The 18,117-nt window shown below is 68.9% G+C and carries 13 protein-coding genes; 3 read left to right on the top strand and 10 right to left on the bottom strand.

The window, feature by feature from the left end:
* Positions 1–112: 112 nt before the first annotated feature.
* The 8 genes from QH195_RS34760 to QH195_RS34725 form a co-directional block, all read right to left on the bottom strand.
* A complete protein-coding gene (locus tag QH195_RS34760) occupies positions 113–355 on the bottom strand; it encodes a phosphopantetheine-binding protein (RefSeq protein WP_280423565.1) in 243 nt (80 codons plus the stop codon).
* Between the two features lie 14 nt (positions 356–369).
* Entirely contained in the window at positions 370–1,206 is an 837-nt protein-coding gene (locus tag QH195_RS34755; RefSeq protein ID WP_280438505.1) for a siderophore-interacting protein, read from the bottom strand.
* A complete protein-coding gene (entS, locus tag QH195_RS34750) occupies positions 1,206–2,510 on the bottom strand; it encodes an enterobactin transporter EntS (RefSeq protein WP_280423564.1) in 1,305 nt (434 codons plus the stop codon). The genes QH195_RS34755 and entS overlap by 1 nt, the downstream gene beginning before the upstream one ends.
* Positions 2,507–3,505: an ABC transporter substrate-binding protein gene (locus QH195_RS34745; RefSeq protein ID WP_280438503.1), complete on the bottom strand. Its 999-nt coding sequence runs from the start codon at positions 3,503–3,505 to the stop codon at positions 2,507–2,509. Before QH195_RS34745 ends, entS begins: the two co-directional genes overlap by 4 nt.
* 80 nt (positions 3,506–3,585) lie before the next feature.
* Entirely contained in the window at positions 3,586–11,067 is a 7,482-nt protein-coding gene (locus tag QH195_RS34740) for a non-ribosomal peptide synthetase (RefSeq protein WP_280438502.1), read from the bottom strand.
* Positions 11,068–11,219: 152 nt separating this feature from the next.
* Positions 11,220–12,008, bottom strand: coding sequence for an ABC transporter ATP-binding protein (locus QH195_RS34735; protein ID WP_280438504.1), 789 nt, complete (start codon positions 12,006–12,008; stop codon positions 11,220–11,222).
* Positions 12,009–12,089: 81 nt separating this feature from the next.
* Positions 12,090–13,166, bottom strand: a complete 1,077-nt coding sequence (locus QH195_RS34730; RefSeq protein WP_280438501.1) for a FecCD family ABC transporter permease — start codon at positions 13,164–13,166, stop codon at positions 12,090–12,092.
* Between the two features lie 2 nt (positions 13,167–13,168).
* The gene (locus QH195_RS34725; protein WP_280423560.1) at positions 13,169–14,194 is read right to left on the bottom strand and encodes an iron chelate uptake ABC transporter family permease subunit; all 1,026 of its coding nucleotides are present in this window, start codon (positions 14,192–14,194) and stop codon (positions 13,169–13,171) included.
* 496 nt (positions 14,195–14,690) lie between these two features.
* Between QH195_RS34725 and QH195_RS34720 the strand changes: the two genes are divergently transcribed.
* From QH195_RS34720 to QH195_RS34710, 3 genes are all read left to right on the top strand, one after another.
* Positions 14,691–15,338 carry an MspA family porin gene (locus QH195_RS34720; RefSeq protein ID WP_280423559.1) on the top strand — a complete coding sequence of 216 codons (648 nt, stop codon included), beginning with the start codon at positions 14,691–14,693 and terminating at the stop codon, positions 15,336–15,338.
* Positions 15,339–15,404: 66 nt separating this feature from the next.
* Complete coding sequence (locus QH195_RS34715) at positions 15,405–16,073, top strand: MspA family porin (RefSeq protein ID WP_280423558.1); 669 nt, start codon at positions 15,405–15,407, stop codon at positions 16,071–16,073.
* Positions 16,074–16,204: 131 nt separating this feature from the next.
* On the top strand, positions 16,205–16,747 hold the full coding sequence (locus tag QH195_RS34710; RefSeq protein ID WP_280438500.1) for a YaeQ family protein: 543 nt from the start codon (positions 16,205–16,207) through the stop codon (positions 16,745–16,747).
* A gap of 10 nt (positions 16,748–16,757) precedes the next feature.
* Here QH195_RS34710 and QH195_RS34705 read toward each other — a convergent pair whose 3' ends face one another.
* Both QH195_RS34705 and QH195_RS34700 read right to left on the bottom strand, forming a co-directional pair.
* Positions 16,758–17,411: a response regulator transcription factor gene (locus QH195_RS34705; protein ID WP_280438499.1), complete on the bottom strand. Its 654-nt coding sequence runs from the start codon at positions 17,409–17,411 to the stop codon at positions 16,758–16,760.
* On the bottom strand, positions 17,408–18,117 hold a 710-nt coding region (locus QH195_RS34700), incomplete at its 5' end, for a sensor histidine kinase (RefSeq protein ID WP_280438498.1). The genes QH195_RS34705 and QH195_RS34700, both read right to left, overlap by 4 nt.

The following is an 18,117-nucleotide window of genomic DNA, read 5'->3' as shown; positions in this document are numbered from 1 at the left end:
GGGTTGTTAACCCCCGCCGCCGCTATGGGCGCGGGGTGGTGGCGGTGGGCCACCGCCCACTTAACCCCCGGGGGCCGCTAACCCCGGGCCGGGGGGGGTTCGCGGCGCCCGGTCACGGGCACAGCACCTCCAGCCAGGACTCCAATACGGGGTCCCCGGCCAGCATCATCGGATCGACGGTCTCATGACCCTCCGACCGCCATTTCTCCACCAACTGCATGATGCGCACCGAATCGAGCCCGGCATCGAGCAGATTGGTATCGGTGGACAGTTCCTCGACCGGTACGCCCATCACTTCGGCGACATCCCGGATGAAGCGGTCGCGATCGGTCACGGCCGCTGCGTCGTTCGTCATGGTCTGTCCTCTCCTCATTCCTCGCCGTCGAAATTCGCGACGCCGTGTTTCCAATAGCCCGCGATCAGGCAGTCCTTGGGCCCGACACCGAGTTCGCTCCGGATCCATTTACGGATCGGGCGCAACTGCCCGGCCTCACCGGCCACCCACGCGTACACGTTCTGCCCCTCGGGCACCGTGACCGTGCGGATCGCCTTCTCCAGCAGGTCCCCGGTGCCCGGCGCGGCGTCGCCGCGGTGCAGCCACTGGATCTCGAATCCGGCCGGCGCGTCGATCTCGATTTCCTCGCTCGCGTCGATCACCTCGACGAACACCCAGCCCCGGGTTTCACGCGGCAGCCGTTCCAGCCAGCGGGCTATCGCGGGCAGCGCGGTGATATCCCCGGCGAAGAGGTAGTTGTCGTAACTTTCCGGAACCACCACGCCGCCGGGCGGGCCGGCGATGTGGATGCGGGTCCCCGGTTCGGCGGCCAGCGCCCAATCCGAGGCGAGTCCTCCGGGATGCAGCGCGAACTCGATATCGAGTTCGCCCGCGTCGGCGTCGTAGCGGCGCACCGTATATTCCCGCGAGATCGGCCGCGGCGCGGGCCATTCCAGCGAGAGGCCGTCCTTCACCGGCAGCCGCAGGGTGCCGTCGGTATCCGGGAAGACCACCCGCACGTGTTCGTCGGGCACGTAACTGTGGAAACCCGCCAGCTCCGGACCGCCGAAGGTGAGCCGGAGCAGCCCCGAACCCACCTGTTCGGTGCGGATCACCTCCAGTTCCCGCAGTTCGATCGGGTAGCCGACCTTGGCCCCGTGGGACCCGGCCATGACCTCGGCGATCCGCTCACGGTAGGCACCGCGATCCATCACACACCGTCCTTTCCTTTGTCCGCGATTCCGGTGGGTTCCACCGGCGGTTTCACCGGGGGCCCGGCGGGTGCGGGGGGTGCGGTGAGCCGGGCCAGCGGGGCCAGGAAGACCATGGTGGGCACCAGCAGCACCAGTACCGCGCCGCCGTAGACCACCAGGGCGGCACCCGGTTCCACGAGACCACCGATCACACCGGCCGCCATCGACCCGAGCGCCGTTCCGGTAACCGACTGCACCAGTTGCAGACTCGACAACCGGCCGCGCATATCTTCCGGCGAATGCTGCTGCAGTACCGAATACCGCAGGATGTTGTTCACGGCGCGGGCGATACCGAAGGCGGCCAGGCCCAGGAAGCTCCACGCCACCTGCGGCCAGACACCGGCCATGATCAGGCCCAGCGGCATGAGTGCCAGCGACACCAGCAGTGCCAGGCCGTTACGCCGGGAGCGGCCGATCCAGCCGCTGGTCAGGGAGCCGAGTACGGCACCCGCGCCGGGGGCGGCGTAGAGCAGGCCCAGCGTCGCGGGACCGGCGGCCAGCGCCTGATCCGCGAAAGCCGGTAGCAGCACCAGTGGTCCACTCACGAGCATGGCGAGCAGACCGCTCACCAGCACCGCGCGGATCACGCGGTGGCGCATCGCGAAGGCAATTCCCTGGCCCATTTCCACCAGCGGATTACGCAGCTCGCGGGCCGGTGGCGGGGCGGCGCCGATGGCCCGGATCAGGCCCACGGTGGCCGCGGTCGCCGCCGCGGCGGCGAAAAACGCGAAAGGGACCCCGATCTGGGCGATCAGCACACCGGCGATGGCCGGGGTGATCATGGTGCCCAGATCCGAGGTCAGGGTGATCAGCGCGCCCGCCGCCGGCATCTTCGCGCGCTCCACCAGCATCGGCACCAGCGCCATCATGGCCGATCCGCTGATCCCGCCGGCCAGGCCGTCCACGACGGCGGCAGCATAGATCACCGCCAGGGTGGGGCTGGCCAGAATCGCGTTGAGGCCCAGAGCCAGGAACGCCAGTCCCGCCGCCGTCCGCGACCACTGCATCACGGTGCGCCGGTCGAACCGGTCGGCGATCACCCCGCCCGCCAGGCTTCCGGCGAACAGGGCGACCGCCATGGTCGTCGACACTCCGGCCACGTGCAGGCTCGACCCGGTGAGGTCGTAGACCTGCACCGGCAGGGCCACCATGAGCAGCCCGATGCCGAGAACGGAGATCAGCCGCGCGCCGAAGGCACAGCGGAACCGCCGGCTCTCCCGCAACGGGGAGATATCGATGAGGAGGCCGGCGGTGGCTGTCACTTGAACTGCTCCTGGATCAGGTCGAGGGTGTTCATCACGCCGCGGTAGTCCGGCCGGTAGCTGGTGGCCGGTAGTTCGTAGACCTTCTTGTCCTTGAACGCGGGCAGCTGCGCGAACATCGGATCCTTCGCGAGATCGGCCGCGCTCTTGGCACCGCTGAGCGGAACCACGATGACCACGGGCTGGTCGACGACCTTGGTCAGCAGTTCGGGGCTGAAGTTGAACCAGTCGGCGGAGGGGTTGATCTCCGGGTTACCGGCCTTGGCGACCACCTGGTCGTCGGCCTTGAAGCCCAGCTCGGCCAGCAGCGTCGGCAGCGCCGCATTCGGCAGGACCATCTTCGGCTTGCCGTCGGCGGCGGACTGGAAGTAGCCGATCTGCTGCTCGGGCGCCTTGACGGTCTCGGCGACCTGCTTGAGCTTGTCGTCGTAGGCGGTGATCAGCTCCTCGACCTTGTCGCCCTTGTTGACCATATCGGCGAGCAGCTTCAGCTGATCCTGCCAGCCGGTGACATCACCGGGCACCAGCACGGTCGGTGCGATGGCACTGAGCTGGTCGTAGGCGTCCACCGACTGTTTGGCCGGGAAGCCCTGGCCGCCACCGATGATCAGATCGGGCTGCATCGAGGCGACGAACTCCACGTTCACGGTCTGCCCGATCGGCACGACCTGAGTGCCCTGTTCCGTCGCGTCGTCCGCCCACGTCGGGGGGAATTTCCCGCTGCGATCGGTGACGCCGAGAACCCGGGTATCCGCCGCGGCCACCGGCACATCGAGGTCGTAGAGGTAGCCGGCGAGGGCACCGTTGAGCACTACGACCCGCTGCGGGTCGGCCGGCACCTCGACGGCGCCCTTCTCGGTCTGGACCGGCCGGGTCCCGGAAGCGGCTTCGGGCTCGGCATCGGAGCTACAGCCCGCGACCGCGACGACCGCGACGAACAGACCGACTACGGCACGTAGCCAGGCCGCGAAGCGGCTGTGGGATAACAGCGACATAGGTGTTTCACTTTCTTTCTCGAACTACCGGGGCACCGGACGGTGCCGCGGCAGAGTCTCTGGGGCCGGCCCGCACGGGGTCAGGTCCGCAACGCCGGGTCGGTGTCGAGCAACGCGGCGACCTCGGCCCACCCGTCGTCGGTGACGATCCCGAAGTGGGTGTAGGGCAGGCGGCGCGGGGTGATGCGGGCCCCGGCCGCCCGCCAGCCGGCCAGCTGGGCGGCGACGCGTGGCGCGTCCTCGGTCTCGCCGGGATCGGCGGCGTAGAGCGCCATGGGGCCGGAATACCGCGGTGTCCCGGATTTCGTGACCATGCGCAGCAATTCGCCGGCGGCACCGCGGATGAGCGCGGCGAGATCCGGGGCGTCCTCGGGGAGTTCCGGAAGCAACCGGTCCAGCCGGGCCGGGTCCGCCAGTGCCTCGGCGGCCTGTTCGGCGAGGCCGGCGAGCGGATGCGAATCCACCAGGCCCACGAACGCGACCTCCGCCCCGGCCGCGGTGAGTGCGGCGGCCATGGCGTGCACGATATTGCCGCCGAGCGAATAGCCCAGCAGGTGGTAGGGACCCTCCGGCTGGATCTCGCGCACGGTTTCCAGATAGTGCGCGGCCAGTTCGTCGATGGTGGTGGCTCCGGAATCCGCACCGCGCAGGGCGGGCAGTTGCAGGCCGATCAGCGGCCGGTCGGCGCGCAGCCGCCGGGCCAGCGGCGCGAACTGCCAGGCGGTGCCGCCCACGGGATGCACACAGAACAGCGGTTCGGCCGCGCCGCGGTCGCGGAGCCGCAGCACATGGTCGAGACGCCGCCCCAGCATGGCGATCTCCTCGGACACCGGCTCCGCGGAGGCCGACTTCGGTGTCGCGGTCTTCGGTGCCGAGGTCTCCGGCGCCGCGGTATCCGAGACGGCGGAACCCGCACCGGCGGAGCCGTTTCCGCCGGCCGGTGCCACGCCTTCGATACGTGCCGTGAGGGCGCGGACGGTCGGGGCCTCGAAAACGTCGTCGACCACAACCGCGTATCCAGCCCGGCGCAACCGCCCGACCAGCCGCACAGCGGTCAGCGAATGACCGCCGGCGGCGAAGAAATCGTCGTCCGGCCCGATCGCCGCGATACCCAGTACCGCGGCCATGGCCGCGGTGACCACACCGGCTACTCCCGATACGCCTGACGGCTCACCGGAAAGCCCCGTCGACGCACCCGACGCCACGGCAGACATGTGCTGAGCTACGGCCGAACCATCCGGGGCCACGGCGGAGGCGCCCGGAGACGCCCCGGAGGCATCCGGACCTGCCGCCGTTGCACCCAGGGCAGCAGGGGCCACGACCGGTACACCCGGAGCCGCAGCCACCGCGAATACATCCGGACCCGCTGCCGGCGTACCCGGAGCCGGCGCCGGTACGCCCGGACCAGCAGTCCGGGCCGCGACCGGTACGCCCGGAGCGGCGGCCGGGGTCGCGACCGATACTCCGGAAGCCGCAGCCTGTGGCATGGCCGGTACGGCGCCGGCCACGTCCACCGGGTACTCCGGGATCGGCAGCGCCTTGCGATCCAGTTTGTCGCTGACGGTCATCGGGATCTCGTCGAGCTCCACGAACGCCGCGGGAATCATGTAGGACGGCAGCACATCCCGAAGTGCGGCCCGCAGCGCCTCGGTGTCCACCGTGGCGCCGGAACGGGCCCGCAGATAGGCGACCAGGCGTTGATCGCCCGGAATATCCTCCCGCAGGATCACCGCGGCCTGGGCGATCTCGGGGCGGCGCAGGACCGCCGATTCGATATCGCCGAGTTCGATCCGCTGACCGCGCAGTTTCACCTGGCTGTCGGTGCGGCCGATGTAGTCCAGTTCGCCTCCGGCACCCCAGCGCACCAGATCACCGGTGCGGTACATGAGTTCACCGTGACCGGCTGGATCGGCGACGAAGGTATGCGCCGTACGCGCCGGTTCGTGCAGGTAGCCGCGGGCGAGCTGCACACCGGTGAGGTAGAGCTCGCCGACCGTGCCGAACGGCACCGGCCGCAACTTCTCGTCGAGTACCCGCACTCCCGCGCCGCCCGGCGGGCGGCCGATGGGCACCGTATCCAGATCGGTGTCGTCGGTGACGTGGTAGGTGATGCAGACCGCGGCCTCGGTGGGACCGTAGAGGTTGTTCACCTCGGTGCCGGTGGCTTCCCGGAATCGCTGCGCGGTGGCCGGTGGTAGCGGTTCGCCGCCGGTGAATACACAACGCAGCGCGGTACACCCGGTGAGATCGCTCTCCTCGGCCATGGTGGTGAGCATGGACGAGGTCATCTGCACGGCGGTGACCCCCTCGGCGGCCATGAGTTCCGCCTGGTAGTAGGGGTCGCGGTGACCGTTGGGCCGGGCCAGCACGATACGGGCGCCCACCAGCAGCGGCAGGTAGATCTCCAGCAGCGAGGCGTCGAAGGTGGCCGGGGTGCGGTACAGCATGGTGTCGCCGACCCCGAATCGATGCTGTTCCTGCAACCAGGCGAAGGTGTTGACGATGGCCGCGTGGCTCACCGCCACACCCTTCGGCACACCGGTGGATCCGGAGGTGAACAGCAGATAGGCGGCGTTGTCCGGGCGCAGCGGCGCGAGCCGGTCCGCGTCGCTGAGCGCACCCGCCGCGAAACCGGTGAGGTCCAGGGCATCGGTGGCGACGACGGGCGCCCGCCCGGTCGCGAAATCGTCAGCGTTCGTGGTGAGGACCAGCGCCGGTGCGGCGGTCGCGAGAATCGTGTCCAGCCGTTCGGCGGGCTGGCCCGGATCCACCGGGAGGTAGACCCCACCGGCTCGGCTGATCGCGTGTGCGGCGACAACGGCCTCGCCGCAGCGCCGCATCGCGACCACCACCACCCGCTCCGGGCCGATCCGCTGGGAGATCAGCCAGCGGGCCAGGCGATCGGCGCGTTCGTCGAACTCGCGGTAGGAGATGGTGATCCCTTCGGCGGTGAGCGCCGGGGAGTCGGGATCGATCTCCGCCGCCGAGGTCCAATCGGCCAGCGTCGCACCGTGACTGTCCGGATGCCGGGTGCGGTCGAGTACCGTGCCCACGGTGGCCGCCGGGTCGCCGACCAGGGCGGTGAGCACAGCGCCCAGCCGCGCCGCCATCCGTTGCCCGGTCGGTTTCTCGATGGCGCCGGGCGCGTAGTGCAGCATGACCCGGAACCGGTCGCCGGGTAGCGCGGTCACGGTCACCGGGTAGTGGGTGAGGCTGTGCACAGCGACGTCGGCGACCGCGACTTCGTGCGATTCCTTGGGCCCCACGCCGGTTTTCGGGAAGTTCTCGTAGACGACGAGCGTATCGAAGAGCCGCCCGACACCCGCGGCGCGTTCCACGGTGGCCAGACCCAGGTAGCCCTGATTCTGCAGTTCCAGTGTGGTTCGCTGGAATGCGGCGAACTGCTCGGCCACCGGCCGGCCGGTATCGAGGGTCATCCGTACCGGGACGGTATTGCTGAACAGCCCGACCATGCCGCCCACACCGGGCAACTCCGCGGGCCGGCCCGATACCACCGCGCCGAACACTACATCGGTACGGCCGAGCTGGTCGGCCAGCACCATCGACCACGCGCCCTGCAACAGGGTGTTCATCGTGAGCCCGTGTGCCCGGCCGAAGGATTCGAGCGCGGTCGCGGTCTCCTCGGCCAGCGGCACCTGCAACCCCACCGCGGCCGAACGCGGTCCGGGTGCGCCGATCAGGCTCGGCGCCTCCAGCCCCGCCAGGTAATCGCCCCAGCGCCGGGTTTCCGTGACCGTATCGCGGGCGGCGAGCCAGGCCAGATAGGTGCCGTAGTACCCGGGTTCGGGCAGCTCCTCACCGTGGTAGCGGGCGAGCATCTCGCGCAGCACGATCGGGATCGACCAGCCGTCGGCCAGCAGGTGATGGGCGGTGAGCACCAGCCGGTGCTCGGTATCGGAGAGCCGGATCAGCAGGGCGCGCAGCAGCGGCGGATCGCCGATATCGAACAGTTCCCCGCCCGCGGCCTGCTCCAGCGCCAGCGCGCGCCCGGCGGCGTCCGGCCGGTCGCGCAGATCCTCGACCCGCCACGCGACCCTTGGGTCGCGGGGAATCACCTGGATCGGTTGATCGACCCGGTCGTAATGGAAGGCGGCGCCCAGATTCGGGTGCCGGCGCAGTACTTCGGTGAACGCGGCCGCCAGCCGGTCCGGGTCGACCGGACCGGCGAGCTCGAAACGCGCCGTCAGGGTGTAGACGTCGGCGGCGCCGTCGCGCAGTGCGTGGAACAGCAGCCCTTCCTGCAGCGGTGACAGCGGCAGCACATCGGCGACCGGCCCGTGCACAGCAGCCAGTTCCGCAATACTCTGCGGCGGCAGCACGATCGTCACGGATTCCGCGTGCGGTGCCGGCGCCGGACCGGCATCCGCCGAGATTGCCACGGGTCCGGCCGCAGCGGCCAGATCGGCGAGACCGCGGCGCGTCAGCAGGTCCTGTGGTGCCAGGACGAAACCGCGTTCGCGCAATTTCGCACAGACACCGATCGCGGTGATGCTGTCACCGCCGGCGCCGAAGAAATCGTCGTCGATATCGACGGTGTCCCCGGTACGGCCGAGCAATTCGGCCACCGTCTCGGCGAGTGCCTGTTCGGCCGGCGTCGCCGGTGCCCGCCCGCCGGTGGATTCCACCGGATCGGGTAGCGCGGGCCGGTCCACTTTGCCGTTGACCGTCCACGGGAGTTCGTCGAGCACCACGATCCGGGTGGGAACCATCGGATCGGGTACCGAATCGGCCAGCCGGTTGCGCAGCCGGGCGCCCAGATCAGCGACGCCGTCGCGTATCTGCGCCGCGGCCTCGGCGGTGGCGACCACGTAACCGATGAGGCTCGGCCGTCCCGCGAGCTCACGGATATCGGCGACCGCGGCGGCGACCTCGGGCAGTCCGCTCAACGCGGCTTCCACCTCGCCGATTTCGATCCGGTGCCCGCGAATCTTGATCTGCGCGTCGGCCCGGCCCGAATAGAAATAGCCCTGTCCCGGCACCCAGCGCGCCAGATCGCCGGTGCGATACATCCGCGCGCCCGGCGGACCGAACGGGTCGGCCACGAAACGTTCCGCGCTGAGCCCGGGCCGGCCGAGATAGCCCTGCGCGATCCCGGCGCCCGCCAGATACAGCTCGCCGGGCTGCCCGTCCGCGACCACCTGTAAACCGTTGTCCAGCAGATAGGCCCGTACACCGGGCAGCGGGACACCGATATGCGGATCGGTGCCGTGCACGGGTGCGCCGATGGCGTCGACCGTGGCCTCGGTGGGGCCGTAGAGGTTGACCGCGGCGATTCCGGCGGTCTGCACCTGCTGCCACAGGTCCGGCGGACAGGCTTCGCCGCCGAGGACCAGCAGGCGCGGCGCCGCCTCCGCCAAACCGTGCGCGAACAGCGCGGCGGCCAGGGTGGGGGTGCCGTCGACGACCTCGATCCCGTCCGCGGCGAAGGCAGCCACCAGCGCGGCGGGGTCGCGGCGGATCACACTGTCGTAGAGGTGGATCCGGTGCCCGTCGAGCAGCCACAGCAACGGGTCCAGCGCGGCGTCGAAGGCGAACGAGGTGGTGTGCGCGATGGCCAGCCGGCGACCACCGGCCCGCTCGACGGTTTCGGCGTAGATACCGGACCGATGCCCGGCGACCAACTGCGCGAGAGCGGTGTGGTCGATCACCACACCCTTGGGGGTACCGGTGGAACCGGAGGTGTAGAGCACATAGGCGGCGTGATCGCCACGGACACGATCATCGGCCGGCCGGGTGTCCAAATACGCCTGCACCGCGGCGCGCACCTCGTCGCCGTCCACCGCGACCGCGCGGCAATCGAGTTCGTGCACCAGCGCGTTGCCGGTGAGTACCAGTACCGGGGCGGCGTCGTCGATCATCGTCTGCAGTCGCGCCGCCGGATGCTCCGGATCGAGTGGTAGATAGGTCGCGCCAGCACGCCAGACGGCCAGCAGCGCCACCACCAGGTCGGCGGTGCGCGGTAGTGCGACGCCCACCCGGTCCCCCGGCCGCACGCCCTGGTCGCGCAGGTACCGGACCAGCCGATACACCTGCGCGCCCAGTTCGGCACCGGTATACCGCCGGGTGCCGGCGACCAGCACGGTATCGCCGGCGTATTCGGCGACCATCCGGTCCAGCGCGGCCGGAACCAGTTCGGTTCCGGCCGCGGCCGCCGGTCCGCGGCGCTGTGCCAGTAGCCGGGCACGGTCGTCGCGGTCGATCAGTTCCAACGCGCCGACCTGCACCTTGTCCAGCTCGGTGAAGGCCTCGATGACCCGGACCAGCCCGGCCATCCGGCGATAGGCGGTCTCGGGATCATTGGTGCGCGCATCGCATTCGAAGTTCAGCAGGACGGATTTATCGGGCAGCGGGGTCGCGACCAGGCCGAGATCCTCCGGCGGCCCGCCCGCCACATTGCGCAGCACCCCCTTGGCGCCGTCGAAGTCGAGTGCGAAATCGAAGACCTTCAGGTTGATCCCGACCCCGTGCAGCAACTCGCCCGCACCGAAACCGCTCAGGTCTCGGGCCAGGTCGGCGCCGCTGTAGCGCTGGTGTCTACGCATTTCGCGCAGCGTCTCCGCGACCCGGACGCCCAATTCGCCCACTGTTTCGTGGGCGTGCACGGCGAGCCGCAGTGGCAGCACGTTCACCGCCATCGACGGTGTACTCAATGCGACCCGCCCGACCCGGCCCATCATCAGCATCGAGAGCACGACATCGGAGGTGCCCAGCTGCCGTTGGATATACGCCGCGTAGCAGGCGATCAGCCCGTCCGCCCAGGTGATGCGGTAGCGCTCGGTGCAATGACGCAGCCGGTCGAGAGTGGCGACGGGCAGAATCGCCTCGGCGCGGATCGTACGTTCCACCGCACCGCCGAGTGCGGTACCGCGCCCGTCCAGCGAGGGAGCGGGACTGAGCTGTTCGCGCCAGTATTCCTGGTCGGCGGTGAAATGCTCGCTCTCGCGGTAGGCCAGTTCATCGGCCACCAGATCGGCGATGGTGCCGAAGGTCGCCTCGGGTGGTTCGGTGCCCCGGCGCAGCGCGGTGTAGTGCGCGGCGACCCGGCGCGACAGCAGCGCAGCACTGTAGCCGTCGACGATCAGGTGGTGGTACAGCTGCACACACCACACTTCGCATTCGGTGAGCCGGATCAGCGTGTAGTTGTACAGCCGGCGATCCACCATCCCCCGGCAGCGCTGGGCGGCCTCGTGCCGTTCGAGGGCGACGGCCTCGTGGGCCAGGGACACCGGGTCGGCGGCGCCCCGCAGATCGATCATCGGACGCAGCACGGCGGGTTCGTTGCCGACGAATTGCCGGGGGCCGGAATCGGTATCGCGGAAACGCAGCCGCATGTTCTCGGCCTCGGCGACGGTCAGCGCGATGGCCTCGGCCAGCGCGTCGACATCGATGGGCTCGGAGCCGGATATTTCGAGGACCTCGCCCACCAGGTAGCGTCCGGATTCCGGGTCGAACTGCTGCGCATTCCAGATTCCCAGCTGGGGGCCGGTGAGCGGTAGTCCTGGACCGCTGATCGTCGACGCGTTCTGCACTGCCGCCGGCACGGCAACTCCCTTCGCTGTGAACCACTTTCGCCTGTCGTGCCACCACTGGGAACCCCCACGGCACAACACACGACCACAGTTGAGGTTAGCCTAACCTTTACTAAAGTGAAACATCTTGACTGTAGTCGTACTTTGCGCTTACACCCCGGCGATCAGCCCACCCGGACCGCCTTCTCCCCCAGCGGAACCACCAGCGGCGTGCCTGTTTCCGGATCGTCGATGATGCGACAGCCCAGGTCGAAGACCTGCTGCACCAGTTCCGCGGTGACGATCTCTCGCGGCGGCCCGGCGGCGACCACCGCACCGTCGCGCATGGCGATCAAGTGATCGGCATAACGGAAGGCGTGATTGAGATCGTGCAGCACCGCGACCACCGTCCGGCCGGTATCCCGGTTGAGTTCGCGGCACAGATCCAGCAATTGGATCTGGTGCGCGATATCGAGGAAGGTGGTGGGTTCGTCGAGCAGCACGATCGGCGTCTCCTGGGCCAGCACCATCGCGATCCAGACCCGCTGCCGCTGCCCGCCGGACAATTCGTCGACCAGCCGCCCGGACAGGTCCGTCACCCCGGTGGCGTCCATCGCCGCGGCCACGGCGTCCTCGTCGTGGCGCGACCACTGCCGGACCAGCGACTGGTGCGGATACCGGCCCCGGGCCACCAGATCGGCGACCCGGATCCCCTCCGGCGCGGTCGAACTCTGCGGAAGCAGCCCGATCCGGCGCGCCACCTCTTTCGCCGGATAGGAACCGATCGCTTTGCCGTCGAGCAGTACCGCGCCGGATTCCGGCGCCAGCAGCCGCGACAACGCCCGCAGGAGTGTCGATTTACCGCAGGCATTCGGCCCGATGATGGCGGTGAAGGTGCCGTCGGGGATATCGACGGTGAGTTCGTCGCTGATGACCCGGTTGCGGTAACCGAGCCGCAACCGGTCGGCCCGCAACCGGGCGTCCGTGGCGGCTTGCGGTGCGACGGCCTGCTGCGCAGATTCGCTGCGCTCGAGTTTTTCGTCCACGAAGTTTCCTCAGTTCCGTCGAGCCTCGACCACCAGCAGGTAGGCCAGATATGCGCCGCCGACCGACGCCGTCACCACCCCGACCGGCACGGTGGTCGGTGCGAACGCGCGGCGGGAGATCCAATCGCACAGGGCCAGCAGCAACGCCCCCATCGCCGCCGCCGGAAGCAGCGCCATCGTCGGTGTCCGCGCCAATCGCCGGCCCAGTTGTGGGGCCGCCAGCGCCACGAAGGCGATCGGTCCCGCGACCGCGGTGCCGACAGCGGTGAACGCGACACTGAGAACCGTGAGGATCAGCCGCGACCGGCCCACCCGGACACCCAGCGCCTGCGCCGCGTCGTCACCCAGTTCCAGGATCGGCAGCTGATGCGCCGCGGGCACCACCGCGAGCACGAGCACGGCGAGCACCACCAGCGCCGGCGTGATCTCGGCCCACGTCAGGCCATCCAGTGTGCCCACACCCCAGGCCGCGGCCGACATCGCGGTATCGAGGTCGGCGCGCAGAATGAGCCAGGTATTGGCCGCCGCCAGCATCGAGCCGATACCGATACCGACGATCACCAGCCGGAACCCCTTGACGTTCTGCCGGAATGCGAGCAGGAAGATCGCCAGCGCGGTGACCAGTCCACCGCCGACCGCACCGGCCGCGGTGGCGTAGTACCCGCCACCCGCCAGGATGACCAGTAGCGCGCCCGTATACGCACCCGAGTTGAACCCGACGATATCGGGGCTGCCCAGCGGATTGCGGGTCACCGACTGCAGGATCGCACCGCTGATTCCGAGTGCCGCCCCGAGCACCAGCGCCATCAGCACCCGCGGGAACCGCCACTCCCACACCACGAGTTCGTCGCTACCTACCCCGCTGCCCAGCAGCGCCCGCAGTACCCGGTCGGGCGGGATGGCGAAATCCCCGGTTCCCAGGGCGAACAGCGAGACGACACAGGCGGCGACGAGCAGCACGGCCGACACGACCACACTGCGCACCCCGAACCGGGCCGTGAGGCGGCGCAGCCGCAGCACCCGGACGGTGCGGCCGAAATCGATCGCCGCCACGGTGCCGATCCGCGATTGTTCACGCACGGCCACGACTACCTCATCTCCGAACGACGGGCGAGCCAGATCAGTACCGGCGCACCCAGGAAGGCCGTGACCACACCCGCCGCGATCTCGTCCGGCGGAATGGCGACCCGTCCGAGCACATCGGCGAAGAGCACCAGCGTCGGCGCGAGGAGCAGCGAATAGGCGACGATCCAGCGATAATCGGGCCCGACGATCCAGCGGGCGATATGCGGTACCGCCAGGCCGACGAAGGTGATCGGCCCGACCGCCGCGGTCGCGGTACCGCACAGCAGGATCAGCGCCAGGGCGGTGAACGCGCGGGTCCGTGTCACATGTACGCCGAGTGCCCGCGCCATATCGTCACCGAGCGCCACCGCGTTGAGCGAGCGGGCGGCGACGGCGGCGAAAACGATTCCGCCGAGGATGAAGGGCGTCGCGCCGGCGAGTACGTCGTAGCCGCGGCCGGTCAGCGCGCCCGCGTCCCACTGCCGCATCTCTTCGAAGGCGCTCGAGTTCAGCAGGATCAGCCCCTTGGTGATACCGGTGAGCACGGCTGTCACCGCGACGCCGGCCAGGGTGAGGCGGATCGGGTCGGTGCCGCCGCGACCGACGGTGCCCAGCCGGTACACCACCACCGACACTACCGCCGCGCCGGCGAATCCGAACCAGACATAGGAGCCGATACCACTGGCGCCCAGGTAGGCCACCGCGACCGCGATGGCGAAGGCCGCTCCCGCATTGATCCCGAGCAATCCGGGGTCGGCCAGCGGATTCCGCGTCAGTCCCTGCATGAGGCATCCGGCGATCCCGAGCGCGCTGCCCGCGAGCAGGCCGAGCAGGGTGCGTGGGAGGCGATATTCGCTGACGATCAGGTCGTCCGGTGACCCGCTGGGCTGCCACAGCGCAGTAACGATCTCCGTGATCGGAATATGCTTCACACCCACGACAAGGCTGAGTACGCAGGCAAGAAACAGCAATCCGGCGGCAAGTATCCAGCCCAACCACCTGCGGACCGAGACCCGGGTGTGATATTCATAGGACGAACCGGCCGTCATGACGCGGTGCTACAGGAACTGTGCATCGAACCCGTCCCTTCCGGCGTATATGAGATACGTCACGGTCATAGCTCACAAATTTTGTTAACCAACCTTTATAGTGAGCGCAGGCTAACCTAACTTGAACAGGGTTAGCAACAGACTGCTGCCGCAGGAGCGAAAGGATGACGGGATGCACTCCGCTGCCGGCTGTACCGCCTCCCCATCCGCTCCGTCACGGCGCGGGGCCACCGGCCACACCTGGCCGGGTTGTAAGAGATACACAGGGATGAGGGATTGATGGCGCAGCATTTCGTCACCTGATCGCCCAGGTTGAGACGATCCGAACCACCGGTGGACATTCCGTACCCACCGGATTTCACCTGCGAGTGCGCAGCAACCGGATATGACTCGCGATTTCGCGTGTCCCGATCCGGAATATCGTGCTGCCGCTTTCGCCGGCTCTCGCGGTTGCGGCCGCATCCGGCGACATTCGCTAGACCATGAGGGACACACGATGAACATCAAAGGGATTGCTGCCACCGCGGCGATGACGGCGGCGGCGGTACTCGGCGTTGCCGGTGGAACGGCTACCGCGGACACGTTCGTGCCGCTGCCCGCCGGCGAAAAGGCCGGCCCGAACGGGAAAGTCGTTCGCGTCAACGAGAGCGCACTGATCTCGCCGTCGCTGTCGGCCAACGGCGCGGGCCGCGTCGCCTGGCTGACCGGACAGATCCACGCCGACGTCACGCAGACTCCCCCGGGCGAGCCCGGACCGTGGAAGGGCCCGACCAACTCGCCGGGTACCAACAACTCCTCCACCCACGGTTCCTCGCGGCTGAGCACCGGTTACATCGTCGGCTGCCAGGTCAGCATCGCCGAGAACGCCTTCCAGGCTGGTATCGCCGGCAGCCTGAGCACCTCGACCCTGGGTGGCAGCGGATCCCTGAGTGTGAAGCTCGGCCCGGGCGAAGTGAAGTTCGTCCACATCGAGGGTGTCGACATCACCAAGCCCGGCCAGTACTGGGTCGACTACAAGGATGTCGAGATGAACATCGAGGGCTGCGGCGGCTACGCCCAGGCCCGGTCCTACACCGTCCTCGAGATCATCGGTGACCACTATTCCAAGACCACCCTGTACGGAGCTCCGTTCAGCATCGGCTGACGCACGTCACCACTGGTCGATCAATCCGTCGCTGAACGGAATATCTCTTCCGAGAGGGAAAATCTCATGTCTGTAGTGAAGAAGAGCGCCGTGCGCATCGCGAGCCTCGCCGCCGCGGCCGCCGCCGCTGTCGGTCTGTTCTCGACCGGCGCCGCCAACGCCGATACGTTCGTGCCGCTGCCCGGTGGCGAACTGACCCACACCCTGCCCAACGGCCTCCAGGTCACCGCCCGGATCGCCAACGAATCCGCGCTGATCAACCCCTCCATGGGTTCCACTCCGCTGCACCGCAACGCGTGGGTTTCGGCCAGCGCGCAGGTCGAGGTGCACGGCAAGCACAAGGGCACCAAGATCACCCCGGGTTATGTCGTGGGCTGCCAGGTCGATATCAGCGGCGGTGGCGCCAACGGTGGAGCCGGCGTGACCTCCGACTGGTCCGGTGAGAAGGTCACCGGCAATCTCAGCTCCGGCGGCAACCTGACCCTCGGCCCCGGCCAGGCCACCTCGTTCCTGATTCTCGATATCGAGAAGCCGGACGTCTACGGCAACGAGGGCCACACGTTCGCCACCAAGTTCACCGGCCCCAGCGGCTCGGTGACCTGGACCGACACCACCATCGGCCTCAACGGCTGCGGTGGCTACGCCCAGGCCCGCTCGTTCGTGCGAGTCGAGACGACCACCGACAACGGAATTTCCGAATTCCGCGTCTGGGGCCAGCCCTTCAGCCTCGGCTGATCGAGCACGGTTTGCCGAATCGGCGTTGCCCCGGCCGTACCACCGGCCGGGGCAACGTCGTCGCGCGGGCGGATTCGAGATCCGGCCTGCGTGGATCGCGGTCCCGGGCCGCCGTATAGGCTGGCCTGCCTATGGCTATCGGCGCGACTCTGCACACCTTCGCAGTCCAACTCTCCGACGTCGATCGCGGCGTCTATCAGGAGTTGGAATTGCGCCTGGCGCGGCATCCGTCGGAAACCGCGGAATTCCTGGCCACCCGGTTACTGGCCTACTGCCTCGAATACGAGGACGGGATCACGTTCAGCGACGGCGGGGTGTCCTCGACCGACGAACCCGCCGTTCTGGTCCGCGATCTCACCGGCCGGGTCACCGCGTGGATCGAAGTCGGCGCGCCCGATGCCGACCGGGTACATCGCGGCAGCAAACTCGCCGGCCGGGTCGCCGTCTACACCCACCGCGACCCCGCGAAAGTCCTCGCGGCGCTGACCGGGAAACGGATCCACCGGGGCGAGACCATCCCGATCTACAGCTTCGACCGCGCCTTCGTCGACGCCGTGGCCGCCGCCCTGGAGCGCCGCAACACGGCCACCCTGTCGGTGACGGAACGGCAGGTCTACCTCGAATTGAACGGCACCGGTCTCTCGACTTCGATCGACGAGCACCGACTCGGCTGACCCGCGCTGGTCAGGGTTCGATCAGGCCGGCGCGGATGGCGTAGCGGGTGAGCGCGAGCCGGTCGCGCAGTCCCAGCTTCTGCAGGACGTTGGCGCGGTGGCGGTCCACGGTTTTCACACTGATCACCAAGTCCGCGGCGATCTCCCGCGACGAATACCCCTCGGCGACGAGTTTGACGATCTCCTCCTCACGCGGGGTGAGCAGTGTCTGCGGCACGGGTTCGTCGCGTTCCGCGCGCTGCAGCCATTCGCGGATCAGCGAGTTCACGGCGCCGGGATACAGGTAGGGTTCGCCGCGCAGAGTGGCGCGGCAGGCCTCGAGCAGGTCGCGGTCGGCGACAGATTTGAGTACGTATCCCGAGGCGCCGACCCGCACTGATTCGAAGAAATACTGTTCGTTGTCATACATCGACAGCATCAGGATCCGCGCCCCCGGTATGTTGCGGTTGATCTCGCGGGCGGCCTGGATACCGGTCAGCCGGGGCATGGCGATATCGAGGATCGCGAGATCGATGGGGACGGCTCCGGCCTGCTGTACCGCCTCGTGCCCGTTGGCGGCTTCGGCGACCACGGTGAGGTCGGGTTCGGCGTCGAGGATCATCCGCAGCCCCGACCGGACCAGTGCGTGATCGTCGGCGAGCAGGATGCGGGCCGGTGCTGTCACGGTGCACTCCCTTCCTGGCGGCGCGGGATGGTCAGGCAGACCTCGGTGCCGTGCCCGGGTGGGGAATCGATGGTCAAGGTCGCGTTCACGAGCAGTGCGCGTTCGCGCATCCCGCGGATCCCGGCACCGTCTTCGGCCACCCCACCGCGGCCGTCGTCGGTGACCCGCAGTATCAGCGCGTCACCGCCCACGCGCAGGCTCAGCCCCACCCGGCGCGCATCGGCGTGGCGGGCGATATTGGTCAGGCTCTCCTGGGCCACCCGGTAACAGACCAGTTCGATATCCGGCGCCAGCCGCGGCAGATTCCGGTCGACCTCGCGATGCACCCCGAGTCCCGCGGTGGAGGAGAACTCACTGCACAACGCACTCAGCGCACTGGACAGGCCGAGATCGTCGAGCACATCGGGGCGCAACCGCCGCGCGATCCCGCGGACCTCGTCCAGGCAGCCGCGCACCGTCTCCTGCGCGCCGTGCAGGACATCGACCACATCGGTGGGTGCGCGGTCGGCGGCCCGTTTCATCGACAGCAACGCCACCGTGAGACTCTGCCCGATCTCGTCGTGCAGTTCGCGGGCGATCCGCTGCCGTTCACCTTCCTGCGCGGCCAGTGCGGAGGCACAGGCCGCGGCCCGCGCGGGCTCGAGCCGGTGGACCATGGCCTTGGACGAGTCGATAAGATGGGGCAGATCGCCGTTGCCCCGGCCGG

The organism is Nocardia carnea (assembly GCF_029868855.1).
Lineage (GTDB): Bacteria > Actinomycetota > Actinomycetes > Mycobacteriales > Mycobacteriaceae > Nocardia > Nocardia carnea_A.
This window is presented reverse-complemented; position numbering and strand designations above follow the sequence as displayed.

Bases quoted from the DNA above. Each gene is read 5' to 3' on its own strand.
- QH195_RS34710 (WP_280438500.1), top strand. From the start codon at position 16,205: ATGGCTATCGGCGCGACTCTGCACACCTTCGCAGTCCAACTCTCCGAC.
- QH195_RS34755 (WP_280438505.1), bottom strand. From the start codon at position 1,206: ATGGATCGCGGTGCCTACCGTGAGCGGATCGCCGAGGTCATGGCCGGG.
- QH195_RS34715 (WP_280423558.1), top strand. From the start codon at position 15,405: ATGTCTGTAGTGAAGAAGAGCGCCGTGCGCATCGCGAGCCTCGCCGCC.
- QH195_RS34725 (WP_280423560.1), bottom strand. From the start codon at position 14,194: ATGACGGCCGGTTCGTCCTATGAATATCACACCCGGGTCTCGGTCCGC.
- QH195_RS34720 (WP_280423559.1), top strand. From the start codon at position 14,691: ATGAACATCAAAGGGATTGCTGCCACCGCGGCGATGACGGCGGCGGCG.
- QH195_RS34760 (WP_280423565.1), bottom strand. From the start codon at position 355: ATGACGAACGACGCAGCGGCCGTGACCGATCGCGACCGCTTCATCCGG.
- QH195_RS34745 (WP_280438503.1), bottom strand. From the start codon at position 3,505: ATGTCGCTGTTATCCCACAGCCGCTTCGCGGCCTGGCTACGTGCCGTA.